Origin of the sequence: Ruminococcus flavefaciens, from assembly GCF_900108555.1 — a bacterium.
GTDB classification, from domain to species: Bacteria; Bacillota; Clostridia; order Oscillospirales; family Ruminococcaceae; genus Ruminococcus; species Ruminococcus flavefaciens_P.
The window spans coordinates 180,568-202,615 of the sequence record NZ_FNWV01000007.1; the positions used below are offsets into that span (position 1 = coordinate 180,568).

24 protein-coding genes are annotated in these 22,048 nt (G+C 46.0%); 18 read left to right on the plus strand and 6 right to left on the minus strand.

Going from position 1 to position 22,048, the window contains the following annotated elements; translation table 11 throughout:
• Nucleotides 1-84 precede the first annotated feature (84 nt).
• The 7 genes from BLW60_RS10990 (at nucleotide 85) to BLW60_RS11020 (ending at nucleotide 8,484) form a co-directional block, all read left to right on the plus strand.
• Nucleotides 85-543: a hypothetical protein gene (locus BLW60_RS10990; RefSeq protein WP_074717307.1), complete on the plus strand. Its 459-nt coding sequence runs from the start codon at nucleotides 85-87 to the stop codon at nucleotides 541-543.
• 4 nt (nucleotides 544-547) lie between these two features.
• On the plus strand, nucleotides 548-2,473 hold the full coding sequence (locus BLW60_RS10995; RefSeq protein ID WP_074717309.1) for a M13 family metallopeptidase: 1,926 nt from the start codon (nucleotides 548-550) through the stop codon (nucleotides 2,471-2,473).
• A 1-nt stretch (nucleotide 2,474) separates the two neighbouring features.
• Nucleotides 2,475-4,886 (plus strand): ABC transporter permease, encoded by a 2,412-nt coding sequence (locus BLW60_RS11000; protein WP_074717311.1) that lies wholly within the window; start codon nucleotides 2,475-2,477, stop codon nucleotides 4,884-4,886.
• Between the two features lie 10 nt (nucleotides 4,887-4,896).
• Nucleotides 4,897-5,571 carry an ABC transporter ATP-binding protein gene (locus BLW60_RS11005; RefSeq protein WP_074717313.1) on the plus strand — a complete coding sequence of 225 codons (675 nt, stop codon included), beginning with the start codon at nucleotides 4,897-4,899 and terminating at the stop codon, nucleotides 5,569-5,571.
• Between the two features lie 42 nt (nucleotides 5,572-5,613).
• The gene (locus BLW60_RS11010; protein ID WP_074717314.1) at nucleotides 5,614-6,324 is read left to right on the plus strand and encodes a LytR/AlgR family response regulator transcription factor; all 711 of its coding nucleotides are present in this window, start codon (nucleotides 5,614-5,616) and stop codon (nucleotides 6,322-6,324) included.
• Between the two features lie 9 nt (nucleotides 6,325-6,333).
• Nucleotides 6,334-7,638, plus strand: coding sequence for a sensor histidine kinase (locus BLW60_RS11015; RefSeq protein ID WP_074717316.1), 1,305 nt, complete (start codon nucleotides 6,334-6,336; stop codon nucleotides 7,636-7,638).
• Nucleotides 7,639-7,749: 111 nt separating this feature from the next.
• Complete coding sequence (locus BLW60_RS11020) at nucleotides 7,750-8,484, plus strand: N-acetylmuramoyl-L-alanine amidase (protein ID WP_074717318.1); 735 nt, start codon at nucleotides 7,750-7,752, stop codon at nucleotides 8,482-8,484.
• Nucleotides 8,485-8,606: 122 nt separating this feature from the next.
• On the opposite strand, the gene BLW60_RS11025 is transcribed toward BLW60_RS11020, so the two are convergent.
• Nucleotides 8,607-8,867 (minus strand): TIGR03905 family TSCPD domain-containing protein, encoded by a 261-nt coding sequence (locus BLW60_RS11025; protein WP_074717319.1) that lies wholly within the window; start codon nucleotides 8,865-8,867, stop codon nucleotides 8,607-8,609.
• Between the two features lie 221 nt (nucleotides 8,868-9,088).
• Between BLW60_RS11025 and BLW60_RS11030 the strand changes: the two genes are divergently transcribed.
• Complete coding sequence (locus BLW60_RS11030) at nucleotides 9,089-10,075, plus strand: glycoside hydrolase family 25 protein (protein ID WP_074717329.1); 987 nt, start codon at nucleotides 9,089-9,091, stop codon at nucleotides 10,073-10,075.
• A gap of 99 nt (nucleotides 10,076-10,174) precedes the next feature.
• Here BLW60_RS11030 and BLW60_RS11035 read toward each other — a convergent pair whose 3' ends face one another.
• Both BLW60_RS11035 and BLW60_RS11040 read right to left on the minus strand, forming a co-directional pair.
• Entirely contained in the window at nucleotides 10,175-10,420 is a 246-nt protein-coding gene (locus tag BLW60_RS11035) for an IreB family regulatory phosphoprotein (RefSeq protein WP_028516792.1), read from the minus strand.
• A gap of 224 nt (nucleotides 10,421-10,644) precedes the next feature.
• Complete coding sequence (locus BLW60_RS11040; RefSeq protein ID WP_074717330.1) at nucleotides 10,645-11,181, minus strand: 4'-phosphopantetheinyl transferase family protein; 537 nt, start codon at nucleotides 11,179-11,181, stop codon at nucleotides 10,645-10,647.
• 258 nt (nucleotides 11,182-11,439) lie between these two features.
• Here BLW60_RS11040 and BLW60_RS11045 point away from each other — a divergent pair, with 258 nt between their 5' ends.
• The 9 genes from BLW60_RS11045 to BLW60_RS11085 all read left to right on the plus strand — a co-directional run bounded on the left by BLW60_RS11045 (nucleotide 11,440) and on the right by BLW60_RS11085 (nucleotide 18,843).
• Nucleotides 11,440-11,667, plus strand: coding sequence for a hypothetical protein (locus BLW60_RS11045; protein WP_074717331.1), 228 nt, complete (start codon nucleotides 11,440-11,442; stop codon nucleotides 11,665-11,667).
• A gap of 15 nt (nucleotides 11,668-11,682) precedes the next feature.
• Complete coding sequence (locus tag BLW60_RS11050) at nucleotides 11,683-11,898, plus strand: hypothetical protein (RefSeq protein ID WP_074717332.1); 216 nt, start codon at nucleotides 11,683-11,685, stop codon at nucleotides 11,896-11,898.
• A gap of 33 nt (nucleotides 11,899-11,931) precedes the next feature.
• Nucleotides 11,932-12,213 carry a hypothetical protein gene (locus BLW60_RS11055; RefSeq protein ID WP_074717333.1) on the plus strand — a complete coding sequence of 94 codons (282 nt, stop codon included), beginning with the start codon at nucleotides 11,932-11,934 and terminating at the stop codon, nucleotides 12,211-12,213.
• Nucleotides 12,214-12,226: 13 nt separating this feature from the next.
• Nucleotides 12,227-12,469 (plus strand): hypothetical protein, encoded by a 243-nt coding sequence (locus BLW60_RS11060; protein WP_074717334.1) that lies wholly within the window; start codon nucleotides 12,227-12,229, stop codon nucleotides 12,467-12,469.
• Between the two features lie 143 nt (nucleotides 12,470-12,612).
• Nucleotides 12,613-15,375: a preprotein translocase subunit SecA gene (gene secA / locus BLW60_RS11065; protein WP_074717335.1), complete on the plus strand. Its 2,763-nt coding sequence runs from the start codon at nucleotides 12,613-12,615 to the stop codon at nucleotides 15,373-15,375.
• A 94-nt stretch (nucleotides 15,376-15,469) separates the two neighbouring features.
• Nucleotides 15,470-16,453: a hypothetical protein gene (locus tag BLW60_RS11070; protein WP_074717336.1), complete on the plus strand. Its 984-nt coding sequence runs from the start codon at nucleotides 15,470-15,472 to the stop codon at nucleotides 16,451-16,453.
• 87 nt (nucleotides 16,454-16,540) lie between these two features.
• On the plus strand, nucleotides 16,541-17,308 hold the full coding sequence (locus BLW60_RS11075; protein WP_074717337.1) for a class I SAM-dependent DNA methyltransferase: 768 nt from the start codon (nucleotides 16,541-16,543) through the stop codon (nucleotides 17,306-17,308).
• Between the two features lie 13 nt (nucleotides 17,309-17,321).
• Nucleotides 17,322-18,194, plus strand: coding sequence for an Hsp33 family molecular chaperone HslO (gene hslO / locus BLW60_RS11080; protein ID WP_074717338.1), 873 nt, complete (start codon nucleotides 17,322-17,324; stop codon nucleotides 18,192-18,194).
• A 4-nt stretch (nucleotides 18,195-18,198) separates the two neighbouring features.
• Nucleotides 18,199-18,843 (plus strand): HAD family hydrolase, encoded by a 645-nt coding sequence (locus BLW60_RS11085; RefSeq protein ID WP_074717339.1) that lies wholly within the window; start codon nucleotides 18,199-18,201, stop codon nucleotides 18,841-18,843.
• 245 nt (nucleotides 18,844-19,088) lie between these two features.
• Here the strand turns inward: BLW60_RS11085 and BLW60_RS11090 are convergent, their stop codons facing one another.
• Nucleotides 19,089-20,672, minus strand: coding sequence for a glycosyl hydrolase 53 family protein (locus BLW60_RS11090; protein ID WP_074717340.1), 1,584 nt, complete (start codon nucleotides 20,670-20,672; stop codon nucleotides 19,089-19,091).
• Between the two features lie 28 nt (nucleotides 20,673-20,700).
• On the minus strand, nucleotides 20,701-21,348 hold the full coding sequence (locus BLW60_RS11095; protein ID WP_074717341.1) for a nuclease-related domain-containing protein: 648 nt from the start codon (nucleotides 21,346-21,348) through the stop codon (nucleotides 20,701-20,703).
• A gap of 122 nt (nucleotides 21,349-21,470) precedes the next feature.
• On the opposite strand from BLW60_RS11095, the gene BLW60_RS11100 reads away from it, so the two are divergent.
• Nucleotides 21,471-21,689: a DUF378 domain-containing protein gene (locus BLW60_RS11100; protein WP_074717349.1), complete on the plus strand. Its 219-nt coding sequence runs from the start codon at nucleotides 21,471-21,473 to the stop codon at nucleotides 21,687-21,689.
• A gap of 105 nt (nucleotides 21,690-21,794) precedes the next feature.
• Here BLW60_RS11100 and rpsR read toward each other — a convergent pair whose 3' ends face one another.
• Nucleotides 21,795-22,037, minus strand: coding sequence for a 30S ribosomal protein S18 (rpsR, locus tag BLW60_RS11105; RefSeq protein ID WP_028516774.1), 243 nt, complete (start codon nucleotides 22,035-22,037; stop codon nucleotides 21,795-21,797).
• Nucleotides 22,038-22,048 lie beyond the last annotated feature (11 nt).

The following is a 22,048-nucleotide window of genomic DNA, read 5'->3' on the forward strand; positions in this document are numbered from 1 at the left end:
ACAAAAAGAGCATATTTCACCACATTATTTACCATGTTAATTTTTCCTGTGTTATAATCAGAAAAAATGAAAGGACTGGTATCTATGAAAAAATTTCTCATTGCATTTATTATTTTGGCAGTTGCAGGCGGTGTGGGGTGGTTCTTCCTGCTTCGTCCCGAAACTATCTCACAGGAAACTCTTACGCATGACTTTGAAGCGCACCGTCAGGCGTATGAGGACATTGCGTACTATCTCGCAAAGAAGGACATCACCACTGAGATCAAGGATATACCCATGGCAGGGAAGCAGTATGACGGTGTCATGTATGAGGATACTGACGAGTACCGTGCATTTATGGAAGCCATTTATGTGATCATGGAGGAAGATCACGATGCGATAATCTCTGACGGTGAAACCGTGGAGTTCGTATACCACAGCACAGGCGGCAAATTTCGTAAGCTGTACGGCTCGGTGATATATAACGGTGAAGAGCAGGTCAAAGGCAAGGTCACTGTACCGCTGACGACCGACGGCTGGCACTTGTATATCGCACAGGGGTGATATCATGCGCAGATGTGTTTCCGCAGTACTGGCGGCGGAGCTGCTGTTGACGGGCTGTTCTGCCAAGATCGCGCAGAATGGTCCAAAGCCCATCGACAATACTGTATACACCCGTGAAAGCGCAGGGATACGCTTGCAGGACGATTTTTACGGGTATATGGATTTCGATCTTCTGTATGGCAGCGATATACCTGCCGATATGAACGAATTGAGCGCAGGTCAGCTTGTGAACAAACAGGTCGAGGATATCCTCTCAGATGAAATACTGACGATTGCCAATGGTAAAGACTATAGTATCGGCAGCGATGAACAGAAAATACACGACCTGTATGAGCAGTATCTTGATGCCGAAGCAAGAGACAGTGTCGGACTTGCGCCGCTTGAAAAGGGCTTTGAAGCGATAGAAAGCTCTCGGACAACGTCCGAATTCGTCCGTGCCTGCGGTATGCTTTACACCGAATACGGAGTAGCTGCGCTGCCTGCGGTGTATGTGTCGCAGGATCATTTCGACAGCAGCAGATACAGTGTTGTGCTCGGACAAATGGAACTTTTCTATTCGACAGACGAGCTTCTGAACGGCAGAGACGGAGCAGAGGAATTGCAGCGTCAAATGACAGAGCTTCTTAAAGCACTCGGGACAGATAACGCCGATGCTCTTGCTTACGATACGGTCACAATGCTGCTGGATATTGCCGAAAGCACCGCCGATACAGGCAATATGACAATTGAGGAAATGCACAATATCCGCAAGCCTGGGGAGCTTGCTCCTCTGATCGCTTCATATATCGAAAAGCTGGGACTGGGCGGACGTGATGTGATAGTGTACGACACAGAACAACTCGATAAAATATGCTATTTGCTGAACGATGAAAATCTCCCTCAGTGGAAAGCACTTGCTGAATGTGTGCTGATATACGGATACAAGGACTATCTTCCGCCGAAAATTTCCAAGTCTATGGGCACGGAAAAAAGCTCCGATGAGGAAAAGGCTCTGAACGCCGTAAAAAACCTGCTTTCGGACGAGGTCGGAAATATCTATGCGAAGAAATATCTTGACGAAAAAACGCTTTCTGCTGCAAGGCAGATGACGGAGGATATCATCGCGGCGTACAAAAAAGTCATCGAAACATCGGAGCTTTTGTCGGAAAGCGAACGTGCAGAATGTCTTGCAAAGATAGACCATATAACAGTAAATATCGGCTGTCCCGATGTGGAATATTACAGCAGCTCTGAGGTCTCGGGCAGTCTGCTTGAAAGCGTTGTAAGTATCAAAAGTGCGGCAGTAAAAGACAACTTCTCAAAGCTTGATAAAAGTCCTGATCCGACCGAATGGTATATGCCGCCGCAGACGGTCAATGCAGTCTGCCGCCAGCAGAGCAACAGTATTACCATTCCAATGGCAATGTTCAACGCGCCTTACTTTGACATTAATGCGGACTACTACACCAATCTCGGCGGACTGGGTTCTGTCATAGCTCACGAAATAGGTCACGATTTCGATGCGGAGGGTATCCTTTACGATGAGTACGGAAATTACCGCCCCGAACGTATCGGCAGTGACCGCACTAAGCTATTGTCCGATGAAGTTGCGGAATATTTCGGCAGCAGGCAGATCATGGAGAAATTCTACATCGACGGCGAACGGACAAAGACAGAAAACGCCGCGGACCTCGGCGGTATGCAGGTCATCGCCTCCATGACCGACAATAAGGACGAGCTGAAGCGTATTTTCGGGAGCTATGCGAATATCTGGGCAACGCTCTCTTTCGATACCGATACAGCGGAGCGTATCGCCGAGGACGTTCACAGCCCTGCGGAGATACGCGTGAACGGGGTGCTGTCGAGTGTGGATAAATTCTATGAAGCTTACGGGATAACAGAAACGGACGGTATGTATGTGCCGCCCGAAAAACGTGTAAGGGTGTGGTGATATGCAGTTTATATTGAAAATAATACTCCGCAATATCACGGTAAAGCCCCTGCGGACAGCTGTCATCGTGCTGTGTCTTGCGGCAGTATCGCTGACATTTTCGCTGTGCCTGACTATCAGCGTTTCCTCAAAGGCAGCTGTCGAGGAGCAAGTGCGCAGCGGAAACGGCAGAGCTGACATTGTATTGAGCAGCGGCAAGGGTTTTACGGAATTGCCTGTTCTTCCCGACGAATGTGACAGCCTGCCCGTTCTGCTTGCAAGCTCGTATTTTCAGATACATGATATCAACAATTACAAATACGTTCAGAAGAAAAACATCAAAGTCCTCGGGATAGATACTGCAAAGGCACAGGAACTCGGTATGCTTCCCGAATGTACCGCACCAAAAGACGGTGAAGCAGTCATCAGCTACTCGGTGGCACAGCGATACGGCTATGAGGTCGGAGATACGATGACACTGCCCTGTGCATACAAAACAGAAGTCACTCTCACGGTCTCGGAGATCGTGCTGAACAAGGGCTTGCTTTCAATTATGCAGCAGACGGTGATAGTTACTGAGGACACGGCAAGAAGCTTTCTGTCCGAACCCGAATTAAAAGCGACAATGCTCTACATAGACGCCCCCGACGGCATGACCTCTGAAATTGCAGATCAGCTGTCGGAAATGTATCCCGAACTTATCGTTCAGCAGCTCACGGGAACAGCCGAAACGGAAGATATGATCGAAAGTTTGACAAGGACATTTTTCATACTCTTCATCGTGACATTTCTTATGATACTGTTCATCATCACGGCTTTTGCAAAGAATATCGCAGCTGAAAGGCTGTCAGTCATCGGAACGCTCCGAAGTATAGGTGCAGAGAAAAAGACCGCGGCGTTCACGCTGCTGACGGAATGTGCAGTATACGGACTGCTGGGCGGTGTTCTGGGAACGGTGCTGTTTTACGCCCTCAAGGATATGCTTGTCGGTAATATGATACCCTCTGTGAACGGCTTGGGCGGCAGCGTTTCCGTGCCCTTTTACATACCGATTACGGGACTTCTGCTCTCGGCGGCGATAAGCTGTATAGTTTCGCTTTCAACGGTTATCCGCACATCAAAAACGCCCGTAAGGGACATCATTTTCGGCGGCAAGGACAGCGTATACCGTCCCCAAAATACTGCGGCAGTCATAGGCGTGACATTTTTCGTTTTCGCGCTGTTACTGTACTTTTCGCAGACAGGGGCTATCTCTTGTATCGTTGGACTTACGGCGTTTGTCATCGGTTTGTGCCTTATTGTCCCGAAGCTGCTGTCCGCGGTGTCGGCGTTTGCGGCAATGCGTACAAATGGCGGCAGTCTGCCCGTATTAAGGCTTGCTGTTATCCAGTCGGGAACGATAAAGACAGCCGTCACGGGCACAGTCATCTGCGCGGCGGCCATGCTGCTTACCTCGTCATTGTATATACTCTCGTGCTCGGTGGATAAGCTGTATTCGGTGAGAAATTACGGCTGCGATGCTATCGTGACCGATCTTTCCGAACGCGCAGAGCGTTATGATATCATCACCGCCGACAGCAGGGAGTTTATCTACAACACCGAAGAAACCGCGCAGGTAAACGGTAAAAACATGACGATAAACCTATTCGGATATAAGGGCTTCGAGATGTTTTCGGGACTTTGTGATCTGCCTGATGAGCTTGCCGAAAACGAGATAGCATTTGACAGGCTTATGATGAAGCGGCTCGGCATCAATGAGGGGGATAGTGTTACACTCACGCTGAAAAGCAATTCATTTCGTCCCGTAACGCTTACCTTGACGGCAGTATCGGGCATCGACAGCATTTATTTCGATCAGCGGTGCAATGCGGCAGTCGTAAGCCTTGAAACTTACAAAAACGTCTATCATGATTATCCGTCAACGTTGCTTGTAAAGGGTGATACTGAGCTTATGCGCAGGCAGCTTATCGACAACAGCGCGGAATTTCAGCTGACGGAAGAATATTACACATCATCTGATGAGGAGTCCGAAAGCATTACGGGACTGCTGAAAGTGCTTGCGGGAATGGGCGTTCTGCTTGCGGTGATATCCGTTTCGAGCGAGCAGATGATAGGTTTCACGCAGCGCAGGCATGAACTTGCGGTGCTGCGTTCTCAGGGAATGAGCATAGGGCAGCTCTCGAAAATGCTGCTCATAGAAACTATTCTGACAGTGATCGTCCCGATATTTATCTTCTTGACCGCAGGACAGGCTGTGATGATGTTCATCACGAAAACTCTCGGCAGTCTTGATATGAATATCCCGATCAGCTATAAAATAACGGGGCTTGTCGGATTTATCGCAGTCATGTCGGCAGCAGTCGTTTTGACAGTGCTGATACCGATCAATTCACTCAAAAAAATGAACGTTGCTGCCGAACTGAAACAGGAATAGGGGGAGCAGAATGGAAAATATCATCAAAATAGAAGAGATATGCAAGAGCTTCGGTGAGAAAGACAGCCGTACACAGGTGCTGAACAATATATCCCTGACAGTCGGCAAGGGCGAGTTTATTTCGCTTATGGGCGCATCGGGCAGCGGAAAATCCACGCTCCTGTATCTCATTGGAGGACTTGATACCCCCGACAGCGGAGAGATATTTCTTGACGGCAGAGACATTTCCAAAATGCGCGACAAGGAGCTTTCAAAGCTGCGTCGTGAGGGAATGGGCTTTGTGTTCCAGTTTTTCAATCTGGTACAAAATCTCACAGTCGAGGACAATATCCTTCTGCCCCTTGTCATGGACGGCAAAAGCCCGAAAAAATACCGTGACAGACTGGACAGTATCCTTGAAACGGTGGGACTTTCGGATAAGCGGCGCAGCTACCCGAATCAGCTTTCGGGCGGTCAGCAGCAGCGGTGTGCTATTGCAAGAGCAGTGATCTATGAGCCGAAAATACTCCTTGCCGATGAGCCTACAGGAAACCTCGACAGCAAAAGCGGCACGGAAATTATGGAGCTGTTCAGCCGTATCAACAAAGAAAAGGGAATAACGATACTTATGGTAACACATTCAGCGGAATGTGCGGCGTATTCCGACAGGATAATAACGCTGTCAGACGGGAAGATACTGCCTTGAAAACAAGCGGCAGATGTGTTATACTGAAAAAGGGTGATAATTATGCGAATAGCCGTCTGCGACGATGAGAAATACTTCCGTGATACGATATGCGAGGCAATAAATGCTTTTTATCAAAGTCTTGATGTGCTGTGTCTGCCCATTGCAAGCGGCGCTGAGCTGATCGCAGCCTTTGAAAAGGGACAGCGGTTCGATGCTGTATTTCTTGATATAGAAATGCCTCCGCCCGACGGTATGGAAACAGCAAGGCGGCTGCATGAGTTTTCAGCCGAACTGCCTGTGATATTCCTCACGAGCCATACTGAGCTTGCTATGGAGGGCTATGAGGTAGGAGCTTTCAGATTTCTGCAAAAGCCCGTTGTCAGTGAAAAACTGACACAGGCTCTCAAAGATATCGGGCAGCTCTGCGACAGGAAAAAGACTGTCTGTATCAGGGAAAACGGTGAGGAGCATTATATTTCTCCCGATGATATCATATACGCCGAAGCTGACAACAACTCGGTGCGCTTCATCACGGCTGAGCGTGAATATCAAACGAGAATGAAGATAACCGAAGCACTTACGATGCTTGATACGGCTTCCGACAGCTTTTGCAGGGTACACCGCTCGGTCATCGTAAACCTCGCACACATAATCAGCCGCAGCGAAAGAGAGGTAAGGCTTGACAGCGGTATCGTTCTGCCTGTCAGTAAAAGCTACGGAGACGAACTGAAAAAACGGCTGATGGATCACATAAGGCTGAACGCAAGGTAGGTGGTGCTGATGAAAACGATCGCACATTATTCAATTATACTGCTCGGACTGATATACGGAACGGCGTTCAGCTTCTGTACGGTCGTCACGCTGGGCGATCTATTTTATAGAAAAGTCAAACGTGTGATATTGTTTCCGATGTTCGCAGGAGTGATCTTCGGCATTACGGGATTTTTGCAGAACTCATTTTTAGGCGGTATCAATATGCTGCCGCTGTACCTGCTGCATACGGTAGCAGCCGTTTTTCTTCTTGCTGATAAAAGCAAAGGAAGTATTATTTCGCTGATCTGCGCGGAGCTGTTTTCCGGCTGTATGATCGGCAGTATACAGACGGCGGTGTTTTCGGTCACAAACGGTGCAGAGAGGTCATTTATCCAAGTGACTTTGCTGTATCTGACAGGCTATCTTGCGGCTGCTCTGTTTGTATTTCTTTTGAAAAGACTTGTCCGCAGTGAGGACAGAGAACCTCTCGGACTGCTGCAAATATTTCTGCTTACGGGCATTTCCTGTGCTGTCACATTGCTTGTGGACCGCAGTTTCACCATGTCCGACTACGTCCCCGATGTTTCACCCGAAGCGGCAATACCCTCAGTGCTTATGCTGATGTCGGTAAGCGTACTTCTCCTGCTCTCGGTAAAAGCAGATCAGGCAAAGCGTTTCCGTGAGATGAATGAACTAAGCGAAAAATATATGAACGTACAGGCGAAGCATTTCGAGCAAAGCAGAGCTGCCGATACCGAAATGCGTATGCTCCGTCACGATATGAAAAATCATATCACGGTAATGAACGGACTTTTTGATTCGGGCAAAACCGATGAACTGGGCGAATATCTCAAAGAGCTCGGTGATACCTTTTCGGACGCGCAGTCTGTCAATATCACGGGAAACGAGATCGCCGACGCGATAATTTATGAGAAAAAGAAATATGCCGAAATAAACGGTGCAAGTATTGTTACCGAAGGCAGTCTTAAAGGACTGGAGATAAGCGCAGTCACACTTTGTACAGTGCTTTCAAATCTGCTGGACAATGCCATCGAAGCCGCCGCGCAGACCGATACCGAGCGTGTTGTAACACTTTCAGCGAAGAAGTCTGGCAGCTTTTACTACATTTGCATCAGCAACCCGACTGCAAATTATGTTGATATATCCTCAGATATCCCCACAAGCAAACCCGACAGTGCGTGTCACGGTCTGGGACTGAAAAGCGTCAGAAAAGCGACTGAAAAGTGCGGCGGAACGCTGGAGCTGTCCTGTAAAGAAACATCAGCAGGATATATCTTTACGGCAGAGGTCATACTGCCTGCAAAGCAATAACGACCGAAGAATATGCGCATCACTGTTGAAAGTCGGAGCTTTGCATATATGAAAAGGCTTTCTCATATAATTCAGTGACTAAATATCGCAAAAGCGGAAGGAGAAACTGAAATGAGAAAAGTACACAGAAAGATAGTTAGCGGAGCACTTTTATGCGGCTGCGCTTTGTTTACACTTTACGGAGCATCACGCATAGCCGAAAGGACGGAAAACGGTGCATTGCCCGTATCAATTACAGATATGGAGAACGAAACTCCCGTAATAGTGCTTGATGCAGGTCACGGCGGAATAGACGGCGGCTGTACCTCTTCCGAAGGAGTTCCCGAGAAAGGGATAAATCTTGATATACTGCTGAAGCTAAGGGATATGCTTGAAGTAAACGGATTTGAGGTCAGGGTAACAAGAGATACCGACAGATCGATACATGATGAGGGGGTAGAGGGGATAGCGGCGCAGAAAAGCTCGGATATGGACAACAGACTTGCCATATTCAACGAGAGCGATAATGCTGTGTGTATATCGATACATCAGAATCAGTTCACAGACCCGAAATACAGCGGTGCACAGATGTTTTACTCGGGCAGCAACAGTACCAGCGAAGCACTTGCCAGTGCTTTACAAGGGAAGTTCAGGGAGTTTTTGCAGCCTGAAAACGACAGGGAAATAAAGCTGTGCGGAAAGGAGCTTTTTCTCTGCTATTACAGCAATAATCCCACAGTTATGGCGGAATGTGGATTTTTATCCAATCCCGATGAGGCTGCGCTGCTGAATACGGAGGAGTACCGTTCAAAGGTGGCATTTACGCTTTTTTCGGGGATAAATGATTATCTGGAGCAGAAGAAATAAAACAACGGGAGCTTTTTAGCTCCCGTTGTTACATTTTTATTGTTCTGAACGATAGTACTATACATCAAAACGATATCATTCGTTATGAGAAGCAGCTTTACTGATACTATCAGGTTTTAGGCTTATGCATTCTTCTGCTTTTCATAGGCTTCGCGGACAGCGAGGCAGAGCTGATCTGCGCAGGAAGTAGGTCTCCTGCCGCAGGTATTGCCTTTGAGCTTAGCTTCTATCTGTTCAACGGTCCAGCCGTCGAGTATTTTAGAGATAGCCTTGAGGTTTCCGTTGCAGCCGCCCACGAACGATATATTGGTGATAACATCGCCTTCTATGTGAAAGCTTATTTCCTGTGAACAGACCATATTTGTTTTGTAAGTGTAATCCATAATATCCTCCTTATTGATAATGATATGGTAAAAATAATTTATCTTGTTTTGATTTTATACTAAAAAACCATTTTTGTCAACAGACAGTTGCTGAAAATTCTGTGAAAAAACGTTATATGACAAAACTGTTATTTTTTACGGGCAAAATAATGTTTACAAATAGAGAAAAATATGATATTATATACTTACAGACAAAAACGAACATAAAAATGGAGGAAACAATGTCAGAACCCAGAAGAAGGATACGTTTCAAGAGCATTGCTATACTTGAAGCGGTAATTATACTTATACTTACGATCGCGCTGATATGGACAGCGTTTATCCGAGGCAGAGATGATGCAGTTGCTGCAAATTCCAAATCAAAAGGAACTGATGTGCGCAGGAGAGCGGTAATTGAGAAAGAAGAGACTTTTTACCAGCTTGACGGCAAGAAACTGCTCATGCATGACAGCTCGCTTGGAGAAGTATTCGTACCTGTTTATGCAGATGTTCCTGCAAGTACTGTCGATGTCAATAATATTTCTATGAGGAACGGATATGCTTATTATACGGAAAACGGCGAAGTTAATTCCGAAAACGGCATAGATGTTTCGGAATTCCAGGGCGAGATCGACTGGGAGCAGGTAAAGCAGGCAGGTATCGAATTTGCAATAATACGAGTTGGCTATCGTACATACGGCGGCGGAGTCGTTACATATGACGAACAGTTCAGAAACAATATCGAGGGAGCTCTTGCACAGGGCATAAAGGTCGGAGCGTATTTCTACTCGCAGGCAACTACAGCAGATGAAGCAGTCGATGAAGCTGATGCTATTATAGATGCTCTCAGCGGTTATGATATCACATACCCTGTAGTTTATGACTGGGAGCTGGTATCGGGAGATGCTGCACGTACAGACGATGTAAGCGTGGAAGCACTTGCGGATTGCTGCGTATCGTTCTGCGAAAGAATAAAGGATTCGGGATATACTCCTATGGTGTATCAGAACAAGACAACAGCAATGCACAAGCTTGATATACCGAGGGTCAAGGACTACGACTTCTGGCTTGCCGAATACAGTGACAAGCCGTCCTATTACTATGACTTTAAGATCTGGCAGTACTCAAACTCGGGAAATGTTCCCGGTATTGAGGGAAATGTTGACCTTAACATATGCTTTGAGCCATACGGCAGTAAAAAAGCAGATAAAGCAGATAAATCAGAATAAAGAAGGCGGATCATTGATCCGCCTTTTTGCATATATAAAACGACAGGGACGGCCATAGACCGTCCCTTAACTGATCGCTGATAAATAATGCACTTGAAATTATGCATTTAAATATGATCTTACAAGCACCTGTAAAAGCTCGTCACGGTCGATGTGACGAATAAGGCTTCTTGCATTGTTGTATGTTGTGATGTATGTAGGATCCTCAGAAAGGATATAGCCTACTATCTGATTGACAGGATTATATCCCTTTTGTGTGAGAGCGTCGTAAATTATGGTAAGATTTTTTTTCAGCTCTGCTTCCCTGTCTTCATTAACTGAGAACGTCATAGTCTTATCGAACATAGTATCAGCCTCCCGATTTGTGGAATACTTCTGGTGAAACGCGAATGGATCAAACAAGAAGCTTACTATTATTATAACCTAAAATCGGCGGCAATGCAAGGGTATAAAGGAATTTTTCCCGATTTGACCGAATTTCACTCTTTATTTTATGGATTTTGCACATCTGAGACAGTTTGAAAACGACATTTTCCACAGAAATCCTGCTGAAATTACATGGTCTGGCGTTAATTTTGTTTTATTATTTCGCATACAGATACTACAAATCGTTTTTCGCCGATGATATACTGTCTGAAACGGCAGTTTTCGATGTTTGTGACTATATCAGTTCCCGAAAAGCTGAATTCAGCTTCGTTCATAGGGTAGGAGATACCGACGCCGATAGCCTTTACATAGGCTTCTTTGAGAGTCCAGAGTCTGAAAAAGAGCAGAGCCTTTTCGCTGTCGGGAGTATCCTCGAACATTGCTTTCTCATTCTCTGAAAACACCCGTTTTACCACATTCGGACGGAAGTCCCTGACCTTTTCGCAATCGATACCGCACTCAAAGTCTGATATCATACAGGCAGCTATACCCTCTGCGTGGGAAAGGTTATAGTGTATATCTGGACGGTCTGCAAGTGAGGGCTTGCCCATTTCGTTTTGGGTTATGGGTGTATCCTCGGTGTAGTTTACATTTCTGAGCTTCATAGCTTCTCTCAGCATTTTGTGAGCGTAACTGTGGAGCTGTTTTTTATCGGTATTTGTCATTGATATCATAAGCATAATCATCACCGCTATCATTATACCACGTTTTACAGTATATTTGCAATAACTAATGACAAATGTCACTGAGATAGTGACAAACGATATCTTGTGAAAGTGTTGGCAAAATGGTATTATAAACACACAGGGAGCTCATATGAGCATGGTTTGGAAAATAAGGGAGAAGCTATGGAGAATTATTTGGGTATGTTTACAGTAACGCTCTATATGGGCTCGGCTTTTCAGACTTGCTGAGGCTAAGGTGAAAGGAGAATATTTATGATCTTGTTTTTTGCGATAATTTTATTGATACTTGGAATACGTCTGGCTGTTGATTACAGCGATGATAAAACTCAGAAAGCTAAATTGGTGGGAGCGATAATGCTGATAGTTATTGCTTTGGTTCTTGGCGGTACATATCTGGCACTTCGTGCTATGGCGGAAGCATTCGGTCAGTGTTTTGATCTTGGCTGCGAAACAGCCGAGGGCGTAGGAAGAATAGGTTAAGGAAAGGATATATTTATGTTTGCTGCATTTTTGATAACGGTAGCGGTAGTTGTGGTGTTTGTAGTTGTGGGACTGGTGCTGGAAAGCCTGAATATTGACCATGAAAGGCTGAAAAATGCCGTTCTTTATATTATCATTCTTGCAGGCGCGGTGCTTATATACTACATGGTCGGAAAATTCCTCATATCAGACCTTAACTCGTGTCTGCCCTTTGAAGGCAGAAGGCACTGATATGGCTTATATGTAAGACAGGAGGTATGAAAAATGTTATTGTTTTTGCTTATCATAATTATTTCGATAATAGGAATTATTGCTTTGTCAGGTAATGGCTCGAATGACAAGATCAGCGGAAATGCAGAAACTGACGAAAAAAGCAGATTAAAGGCAGAATTTAAGAGTGAAATAAAAGCGTTTATCATTATAGGATTTATTATTGCTTCGCTCTTTTTAGTCGGTTATATGGTTTGGAATGGTATTACAGATGCAATGTTTGTGTGGCTCGATCCCTTTGTTGATGCGCTGCACGAAACTCAGAAGCACGGATAAGCAGAGGTGGAATATGGAGATCATTTATATTGGGGCAGTAACTTTAGCGATAATAGGTATATGGATATTTTTAGCCTTTAAAGATACCTCTGAAACGAGCCCCGGCAAAGATAATAAAGGCATACGTATCTTTAAGATCGTATTGATGATCCTGCTGATAGTCCTTGTTTTAGGGATAATCGGCTTTATACAGGTTATGAATGAATTAGGGGATATGTTCGATTCCTGCTGCTCGGAAGTGCAGAAAATGGGATAAATGGCGAAAAACTGCCGAAATCAAACGTTGTTAACCAAATGTTACGTGGGTATTGACAAACAGGACCATTTGTTGTAAAATATATTATGTGTATTTATACTATCAAGACCTACACTATTATAATGTAAAGGCGGAAAACAAAAATGGGTTTATTCAAAAACGTTTTTGGCGCGAACGCTTATTCCAACCGTGAATTAAAGCGTATCGAACCTATTAAAAATAAAGTTCTCGAACTGGATGAAGAGTATCAGGAGCTCTCAGATGCAGAGCTCAAGGCTAAAACAGCCGAATTTAAGGAAAGACTTGAGGACGGCGAAACTCTTGACGATATACTTCCCGAGGCTCTTGCTACTGTAAGAGAAGCTGCATGGCGTGTACTTGAGAAAAAGCCTTATCCTGTACAGATAATCGGTGCTATCGTTCTTCATCAGGGACGTATCGCTGAAATGAAAACAGGTGAAGGTAAAACTCTCGTTGCCTGTGTTGCTTCATACCTCAATGCGCTTTCAGGTCTCGGCGTTCATGTCGTTACCGTTAACGATTACCTTGCAAAGACTCAGGCTGAGGAAATGGGTAAGGTACTTCGCTGGCTGGGACTTACAGTAGGCTGTATCCTTCACGGTCTCAACAACGATCAGCGTCGTGCTGCATATAACTGCGATGTAACCTATGCTACAAATAATGAGCTCGGTTTCGACTATCTCCGTGATAACATGGTAACTCACAAGGAAGATCGTGTTCAGCGAGCTCCTAACTTTGCTATCGTGGACGAGGTTGACTCTATCCTCATCGACGAGGCACGTACTCCTCTTATCATTTCGGGACGCGGTGATAAGTCCACTGACCTCTATGCTATTGTTGACCGCTTTGCAAAGACACTTACTTCAACTACTGTTGTTGAAATGGACGATAAGGTAGATCAGGAGTCTATCAATGATACTGCTGACTATATCATCGACGAAAAGGCTAAGACAGCTACTATCACACAGCGCGGTGTTAAGAAGGCTGAGCAGGCATTCAGAGTCGAGAACCTTATGGATTCAGAGAATATGACACTTCTTCACCACATCAATCAGGCTATCAAGGCTAACGGTGTTATGAAGAACGATATAGACTACGTTGTAAAGGACGGCGAGATCATCATCGTTGATGAGTTCACGGGCCGTCTTATGATGGGACGTCGTTTCAACGACGGTCTCCACCAGGCTATCGAGGCTAAGGAAGGTGTTAAGATCAAGAGCGAGTCAAAGACTCTTGCTACTATCACTTTCCAGAACTTCTTCCGTCTTTACACAAAGCTGTCGGGTATGACAGGTACTGCTATGACAGAAGAGGACGAGTTCAAGGAGATCTACAAGCTCGATGTTATTGCTATACCGACAAACAAGCCTGTTATCCGTATAGACCATAATGACCTTGTTTATACGACCGAAAAGGGCAAGTATGCTGCTATCATCGAGAAGATCATCGAATGTCACGATAAAGGTCAGCCTATCCTCGTTGGTACTGTTTCTATCGAGAAGTCAGAGCTCCTCTCTGCTATGCTCAAGAGAAAGGGCATAAAGCACGAGGTACTCAACGCTAAGCAGCACGCTAAGGAAGCTGAGATCGTTGCTCAGGCAGGTAAGTACGGTGCAGTTACCATCGCTACCAACATGGCTGGACGTGGTACCGATATCATGCTTGGCGGTAACGCTGAATTCCTTGCAAGAGCTGAACTGAGAAAGCGCGAGATACCTGAGGAGATCATCACAGAGGCTATCGGCTTTGCTGATACTGATGATCAGGAAGTTATCGAAGCAAGAAAGCTCTACCGTGAGCTCTATGATAAGTACAATGCTGAGGTAAAGGAGAAGGCAGTTGCTGTTAAGGAAGCAGGCGGTCTCTATATCCTCGGTACAGAAAGACACGAATCAAGACGTATCGACAATCAGCTCCGCGGACGTTCGGGACGTCAGGGCGATGAGGGCGAAAGCTGCTTCTTCCTCTCTGTTGAGGATGACCTCATGCGTATCTTCGCAGGCGACCGTCTTGAGAATATGATGAGAACTCTTAACGTTGACGAGAATACTCCTATCGAGAGCAAGATGCTCACAAAAATTATCGAGTCCTCACAGAAGAAGGTCGAGGGACAGAACTTCAGCGTAAGAAAGAACGTCCTCAACTACGACGACGTTATGAATACTCAGCGTGAGATCATCTATAAGCAGAGAGCACAGGTGCTCGACGGAGAGGATCTCCACGAGAGCATTCTCAAGATGATGGAGGATCTTATCAAGTCTACTGTTGATACATACCTTGTTGATGACGAGGTAAAGGACGACTGGAACCTTGTTGGACTCAAGGATCACTTCCTCGGCTGGCTCATCGGTCCCGAAGATCTTACTTTCGAGGACGGCGAGATCGAAGATGTAACTAAGGAAGATATCGTTAATGCTCTCAGCACTAAGGCAGGAGAGATCTATCAGGCTAAGGAAGAGGAATACGGCGCAGAGATCATGCGTGAGCTCGAGCGTGTTATCCTCCTGAAGGTAGTTGATACAAAGTGGATGGCTCATATCGACGATATGGAAGAGCTCAAGAAGGGTATCGGTCTCCGTTCATACGGTCAGAAGAACCCTGTTATCGAGTATCGTTACGAAGGCTTCGAGATGTTCGATGCTATGGTAGAGTCTATCCGTGAGGATACTATCCGTATGCTCCTTACAGTAAAGCTCCAGAAGAACGAAGCTCCCGAGCGTGAGCAGGTAGCTAAGCCTGATGCTCCTAATGCAGGTGCAGGCGACGGAAGCTTTAGTGATGAGCCTGTTCGTGTAAAGAAAATAGGCGATAACGATCCGTGCCCCTGCGGAAGCGGCAAGAAGTATAAGAAGTGCTGCAAGGCTAAGGACGCAGCAAACAAGTAATACAGAGGGGCGGTTTTCTCCGCCCCTTTTCTGCATTGATGCAGGATAGAAAGATATACCATGTTTTGAAAGAAAGGTATTATGAGGTGACATTATGAAGAAATATATCTTACCTGTTCTTGCACTGGCTCTTCTTACGGGCTGCGGCAAGGTAAGCGAGGTAAAGGATACAGACCGTCCTATAAATATAGTTTCTGGTACTGTTGAGGGAACTACAAAGGATATCTCGACTACAGATACGGAAGCCGATGACGATACCGTTTCGGGAACTACTACAGATAAGGCAGGAAATAAGGTATCAGGAACTACGACTACTACAAGTGCAGGCTCAAAGAAATCTGCTGTTACCCGTGCAAACGGCGGAAGCGGCGGAGTTTACGGAACTACAAGAGCTGTACCTGTTGCTCCGAAGAGCAATAATACCAAGAAAACAACAACTACAGCAGCTCCTGCAACAACTCAGCCTGCTACACAGTCTCCGAAATTCGATCCTAAGGATTGCAGCTCTATCTCATTCGGTTATTCTAACAGCACACCTAATAAAATAGACGTATCAAGACAATACAGCGACGGACAAGCACGTTCATATCAGGTGCTCAGCGCAGATACTGCCGAGATACAGAAGGCTATAGAGAAGGACTCTTCAAAGACTATAAATGATTTCGTTATAAAGAACGATTACGACTTTGACGGCTATCCTGATATCTTCATAATTGAAAAGCCTGATGACCTCAACAAAACAGGTAAGTATTACCACTATGACCCCGAAAGCGGAAACTATCAGGCGTGGGCAGAGCTTAACAGCATACATCTGGAGCTTGCAAGAAATGCCGCTGAGGATCTGCTTATTACCGTTGAGAAAAAAGACGATATCGAGTATGAGGAAAAGGCTTATTACTGGAATGAGAAAAATCAGCTCTCACTGAGAAGCTATACTCATAAGTACAAGGCAGGAGATACTATCCTCATAGAATATGTGGGCTATGATAATAGCGGTGCCGAGACATTCAGAGAGACACGCGATGAAAACGGCAATCTCGTAGGCGGAAATACAGGCAATCAGGCGCAGGGCGAATAAGCCTTTGCACAGGAGTAAATGCTTTCATGGACTGTACCTTACATGGTGCAGTCCTTTGCTGTAATCAAAACGGAAGAGTGATCAAATATGAGCGGATACAGTGCGTTTGCACGTTACTATGACGAGCTTACGGCAAATATAGACTATAAACGCCGAGGGGAGTTCTTCCACGGCATAATACAGAAGTTCAAGACTACAAAGGAGAATATCCTACTTGATCTTGCCTGCGGTACGGGAAGTATCTCCGAGGTCATGGCAGGTCTGGGGTACGATGTTATCGGAGTTGATAACTCTGATGAGATGCTTGGAATTGCTCTTGATAAGAAGTTCGACAGCGGACTGAATATACAGTATCTCTGTCAGGATATGCGCAAGCTTGATATGTTCGGGACTGTGGATATTACCATATGCGCCCTTGACAGTATCAATCACCTTGCAAGTCTTGACGATGTTAAAAAGGTATTTGAGAATGTTGCGTTTTTCTCGGAGCAGGACGGACTTTTCATATTCGATGTGAATACTCCCTACAAGCACCGCGAGATACTGGCAAATAATACCTTTACATATGAGACGGAACACGTTTACTGCGTGTGGGAGAATACTCTTGATCCCGATACCCTTGAAGTCAAAATGGAGCTTGAGTTCTTCGAGTGCGAGGAAAACGGGCTTTATTCACGAAGCTCCGATGGTTTCTCGGAAAAGGCTTACAGTGAAGAGGATATCGAGGCACTGCTTAAAGAGTGCGGATTTGAAGTGCTGGCAAAGTACGGCGATGATGCTCCCGAGCCGCCATGTGAGACTTCACAGCGTATAGTCTATGCCGCAAGATGTATCAGAAGCGGTCAGAAATATTGAAAGGATAAGTAAAATGGGAAATTTATACAGAGCTATCTCTGCTGACGGTTCGGCTTTCGCAGAGGTACTTGATGCTAAGGATATAGTTTCGGAGATAGAACGCATACACAAGACATCGGCTGTTATCACGGCAGGTCTTGGCAGACTTACTATCGCAGCTTCCCTTATGGGTTATATGCTCAAAGGCGATAACGACAGCGTTACTCTCCGTGTGGACGGCGGCGGTCCTTCGGGACAGCTTGTCGCAGTTGCAGACAGCCGCGGAAACGTTAAAAGCTGCGTAAACAATCCTGTTGTGGAGCTTCCGCTCAATGCGCAGGGGAAGCTTGACGTAGGCGGCGCAGTCGGCAGGGACGGTACTCTGTCAGTAGTCAAGGATATGGGACTGAAAGAGCCTTATGTGGGCGTTATACCCCTTGTTTCGGGCGAGATAGCTGAGGATATCGCAAGCTATTACGCTACAAGCGAGCAGATACCCACTGTGTGCAGTCTCGGTGTGCTTGTAAATCCCGACCTTACTGTAAAAGCAGCGGGCGGCTTCCTTGTACAGCTCCTGCCCTTTGCGGACGAGAAGTGCATTGATACTATTGAGAAGAATGTGGCTAAGATGCGTCCTATATCACAGATGCTGGACGAGGGCGCAACTCCCGAGGAGATAGCAAATATGCTCCTTGACGGACTTGAGCCTAATGTGCTCGATACAGCTCACCCTGAATACAAATGCGATTGCAGCCGTGAGCGCACAGAGAAAGTCCTTATCAGTATCGGAAAGGACGAGCTGAAGTCCATTGCGGACGAGGGAAAGGATACCTCTGTAAGCTGCCATTTCTGCGGTAAGGAGTATATATTCACTCCCGATGAGATACGCGGACTGATAGGGGAGTGAGACCATGAAAACAGCTGTGTTTGACCTTGACGGCACTATCGCCGATACTATTTACGATCTGGGCGACGCGGTAAATCACGGACTTGAAAAGCTTGGCTGTCCCACACATGATTACGAAGCATACAAGAAAATGGTGGGAAATGGTGCTAAGAAGCTCTGTGAACGTGCGCTTCCCGAGAATAAAAAGGATAAGGCCGGGGAGCTGCATAAGCTTTTCGGCGAGTACTATTCTCAGCATTATCTTGACAAGACAAGGCTGTATGACGGCATGAAAGAGACTATGGAGAAGCTCCGGAGCAGCGGAGTCATACTTGCTGTGGCTACGAATAAGCCTGAGGACGCAGCACGAAATATCATATGGGAGCTTCTGCCCGATATTGATTTTGTTAAGGTGCTGGGCGGAGTTGAATATCGTCCCGTAAAGCCAGACAGTGCTATTCTTATCGAGATATTTTCAGTCCTTCCCGATGAGGAGAACGAGGTATACATGATAGGTGACAGCAATGTTGATGTTCGTACCGCAAAAAATGCAGGGATACCCTGTATAGGCTGCGCATGGGGATTTCGCGGACGCGCCGAGCTTGAAGCCGAGGGTGCGGAATATATCGCGGAAAAGCCTGAGGATATCGCGGAAATCATTTTGAAGTGATAACTGGCAGGGACGCCCTCTCTTGCAGGGCGTCCCTCTTCCGAAAACAATTCACTGGATTGTTTTCGGAATTCACCCTTGCGGTGCGCTTTTTTATTATTTCGCTGTTCTTTAAAAGCTTGGAACAGCGACCAGAGACGCTGTCTCTGGACTCTGCCAAAGGGTTATGAACCCTTTGGAAACCCATTCATAGGGTAATCATATTTTTACGCAAAAAAGCCGCTGCAATTGCAGCGGCTTTGCCATTATTTTACGGTAATTGTCTTGTATGTGAGGTCACTGTCGGCATATCCTAAGATATAACGCTGGAGCTTCACAAGGTCTGCAACGCCCACCTCATTATCACCGTTGAGGTCAAGCTCTGCGGATTTTTTTCCTGCAACGATCGCCTTTCTCAGTGCCACAACGTCATATACGTCGATAATTTCATCACTGTTGATATCGCCCAGAATGATATCCTTTGTCTGTACAGGCTCTGTAGTAGTTGTGGTAGTAGTCGTAGTAGATGTAGTTGTCGTAGTTGTGGTGGTAGTGGTCGTTGTAGTCGTAGTTGTCGTAGTCACAGGCTTATTCTGTGGGTAGATGTTGAGGAATACGTCAAGGGACTCCAGAGGCTTGCCGTGGAAATCGAAAAGTGCCTGATTATCAAAGGAAGAACCGCCTGTCTCGGTGGCATCTTTATCGTAATTACGTGCAGTTGCCGTTGCCCAGCCCGAACCGTATTTTTCCCAGAGCTGCTTTTGCTGCTGCCATGGGATATCGGGTACTCCCAGCCATGCAGGCTCCCAGTAGAACACGCCTATACCGTGACCGTTGCAGTTGGCAACAGTCCGGAATACATCGGTAAGAGCTTTTGCCTGTCCTTCAACGGAGATATCATAGCGAAGGTCTACGTCTTTTGTGCTTGATGTTACTGTATTGCCGAAGGTATCGCCGTCCTCGTTGGTGTAGGGATAAGCGGTCTCTACTACCATGACGTACTTGTTGTACTTGTTTCCGATATCGGTGAGCACCTTGCGCATATTGTCCAGTGAGCCGTGCCAGTAGGAATAATATGAGCAGGCGAAAACATCGTAATCAAGCTTGCACTCGTTCATTACCTGAGCATACCAGTCGAAGTGTCCGCTGCCCGGATTTGCGAAATGATGAGCAATGAGGATATTTTTGTTGTAGTCGCGGACTGCCTTTTCGCCGCTGGCAAAGAGGTCGCATATCTGATACATATCCTTTTCATCGCAGAAGAAGCAGTTCGTCTCGTTGCCTATCTGCACCATGCCTATGTCGCTGCCGTTTTCGGTGAGGTACTTCACTACCCATGAAGTCCAGTTGTATATCTCGGTCTTGAGCTTGTTGTGGTCATGAGGCTGCCAGTACTTAGGACGAGTCTGCTTTGCAGGATCAGCCCAGAAGTCGGAATACTGTATATCGGCGAGGAGCTTCATGCCGTACTGAGCTGCACGTTTGCCTATTTTTACAGCAGTATCAAGGTCGGAGTGCCCGCCGCCGTAGCTGTTTCCGTTGCCGTCGTTTGGTTCGTTCCATATCCTGACGCGGATATAGTTTACACCGTGGTCGGCAAGTGTCTTGAAGATATCCTGTTCGTTTCCGTTATCATCGAAGAATTTCACGCCTGCTTCTTCGATAGAGATGATAGAGGATATATCCACTCCGCGTATGGGCTCACCGCCGTTTATGCGGCTGTCAAAGTTTGAGAAAGTAACCGAGTTTATGTTTACAGCAGCTGTTTTTGTTCTGATGTCGGTGCATAATGCAGAGGGAAAGGCTATCAGCGCAGCTGATGCCAGTGCGATAAAACCTTTGAATTTCATAATAAACTCCTTTTTGGTGTGGCTGTTATCAGTCATTCTTCTTACGTGTTCTTATCCACATCTTCTTGAATGGGTTTCGTACCTGCATTTTTTCAAAGTAGTGGTAGAGTATGTCCTGATTGCAGCCTGCGTCGGGAAGTGAACCGTAGAACTTTTCAAGTCCCTTTAAGTCCATGCCTATTTCCGAAGGAAAATCAATATCCTTTGCGGAGAATACTACCGCGCCGTTTACGGGAGTTTTCTCGAAACCGCCTTTTTTCAGGTGGTGGATAACGTTATCCATATGAGTCTTGTTCTGGAGCTGTGGGTTGTAGAATTTATGTGTCTTACTGCCTATAGTATGAGTCAAATTTTTGCCGCTGCCTGTTACAGTGCCCGAGATACCCTTTGTTTCAACGACAAGTACGCCGAAACGTCCGAAAACAAGGTGATCGACTTCACAGGCTTTGTTGTAAAGAGGGAGATAAGCGTTGTTGATTATCCTTATCTTGTCCTTTTTGCCCAGTTTTTTCAGATATTTTCCTACCTTGCGCTCGGCAGCTCTGCCCTTGCGCTTGCCTTTGCTGAAGTGTACGGATACATAAAGAATGAGCAGAAGTACAGCGGCAGCGATCACGGCTATCATTATCCATGTTTTTTTGTCAAAGGATAAAAGTGACATATTATACAGAAACATAATTTTTCTCCTTAAAAATGAATAATCCTGAATTTTGCGGCGATAATACATTTGTACCAGTGAAGTGCGGTATTTATCCGCCGTCAGTGGTTTCAAATCCCGAATAAAGAGGTGTTCTCAATATGTGGGACAAACTTGCTCTTATTCTTCTGATTATCGGAGGAATAAACTGGGGATTAGTCGGTATTTTTGAATTTGACATTGTAGCATGGCTTTTCGGCGGTGCTGACAGTGTCATAAGCCGTGCAGTTTTCATACTTGTAGCTATCTCGGCAGTATGGTGCATCTCTCTTCTCTTCCGCAGAGATGAGGAGCTTGCTGTTCAGAATATCGACCGGTAGCCCCATTTGACCGCTCCTTTGCCGATGCCGTAAGGAGCGTTACATAAGAAGCTGTTTTGTGGATATGCAAAAAGGGAGGCATAATGCCTCCCTTGAATTTTATGATTAGTCGCTGATGTAAGGAAGCAGAGCGATGTGTCTTGCTCTCTTGATAGCAACTGTGAGCTCACGCTGGTGGTAAGCGCAAGTGCCTGTTACACGTCTTGGAAGAATCTTAGCTCTCTCAGTCATGCACTTTCTGAGCTTAGCGAGATCCTTATAGTCGATCTTCTCGATTCTGTCAGCGCAGAACATACAAACCTTCTTGCGAGGCTTCTTTGCCGGACGGGCATTTCTTTCCTTTTCCATGACTTTTCCTC

Coding starts and splice junctions, on each gene's coding strand:
- BLW60_RS11095 (WP_074717341.1), bottom strand. CDS start 21,348: ATGTTTCTGTATAATATGTCACTTTTATCCTTTGACAAAAAAACATGG.
- BLW60_RS11070 (WP_074717336.1), top strand. CDS start 15,470: ATGAAGAAATATATCTTACCTGTTCTTGCACTGGCTCTTCTTACGGGC.
- BLW60_RS11030 (WP_074717329.1), top strand. CDS start 9,089: ATGTCAGAACCCAGAAGAAGGATACGTTTCAAGAGCATTGCTATACTT.
- BLW60_RS10995 (WP_074717309.1), top strand. CDS start 548: ATGCGCAGATGTGTTTCCGCAGTACTGGCGGCGGAGCTGCTGTTGACG.
- BLW60_RS11020 (WP_074717318.1), top strand. CDS start 7,750: ATGAGAAAAGTACACAGAAAGATAGTTAGCGGAGCACTTTTATGCGGC.
- BLW60_RS10990 (WP_074717307.1), top strand. CDS start 85: ATGAAAAAATTTCTCATTGCATTTATTATTTTGGCAGTTGCAGGCGGT.
- BLW60_RS11075 (WP_074717337.1), top strand. CDS start 16,541: ATGAGCGGATACAGTGCGTTTGCACGTTACTATGACGAGCTTACGGCA.
- BLW60_RS11025 (WP_074717319.1), bottom strand. CDS start 8,867: ATGGATTACACTTACAAAACAAATATGGTCTGTTCACAGGAAATAAGC.
- BLW60_RS11000 (WP_074717311.1), top strand. CDS start 2,475: ATGCAGTTTATATTGAAAATAATACTCCGCAATATCACGGTAAAGCCC.
- BLW60_RS11100 (WP_074717349.1), top strand. CDS start 21,471: ATGTGGGACAAACTTGCTCTTATTCTTCTGATTATCGGAGGAATAAAC.
- hslO (WP_074717338.1), top strand. CDS start 17,322: ATGGGAAATTTATACAGAGCTATCTCTGCTGACGGTTCGGCTTTCGCA.
- secA (WP_074717335.1), top strand. CDS start 12,613: ATGGGTTTATTCAAAAACGTTTTTGGCGCGAACGCTTATTCCAACCGT.
- BLW60_RS11050 (WP_074717332.1), top strand. CDS start 11,683: ATGTTTGCTGCATTTTTGATAACGGTAGCGGTAGTTGTGGTGTTTGTA.
- BLW60_RS11040 (WP_074717330.1), bottom strand. CDS start 11,181: ATGCTTATGATATCAATGACAAATACCGATAAAAAACAGCTCCACAGT.
- BLW60_RS11060 (WP_074717334.1), top strand. CDS start 12,227: ATGGAGATCATTTATATTGGGGCAGTAACTTTAGCGATAATAGGTATA.
- BLW60_RS11055 (WP_074717333.1), top strand. CDS start 11,932: ATGTTATTGTTTTTGCTTATCATAATTATTTCGATAATAGGAATTATT.
- BLW60_RS11005 (WP_074717313.1), top strand. CDS start 4,897: ATGGAAAATATCATCAAAATAGAAGAGATATGCAAGAGCTTCGGTGAG.
- BLW60_RS11045 (WP_074717331.1), top strand. CDS start 11,440: ATGATCTTGTTTTTTGCGATAATTTTATTGATACTTGGAATACGTCTG.
- BLW60_RS11010 (WP_074717314.1), top strand. CDS start 5,614: ATGCGAATAGCCGTCTGCGACGATGAGAAATACTTCCGTGATACGATA.
- rpsR (WP_028516774.1), bottom strand. CDS start 22,037: ATGGAAAAGGAAAGAAATGCCCGTCCGGCAAAGAAGCCTCGCAAGAAG.
- BLW60_RS11035 (WP_028516792.1), bottom strand. CDS start 10,420: ATGTTCGATAAGACTATGACGTTCTCAGTTAATGAAGACAGGGAAGCA.
- BLW60_RS11085 (WP_074717339.1), top strand. CDS start 18,199: ATGAAAACAGCTGTGTTTGACCTTGACGGCACTATCGCCGATACTATT.
- BLW60_RS11015 (WP_074717316.1), top strand. CDS start 6,334: ATGAAAACGATCGCACATTATTCAATTATACTGCTCGGACTGATATAC.
- BLW60_RS11090 (WP_074717340.1), bottom strand. CDS start 20,672: ATGAAATTCAAAGGTTTTATCGCACTGGCATCAGCTGCGCTGATAGCC.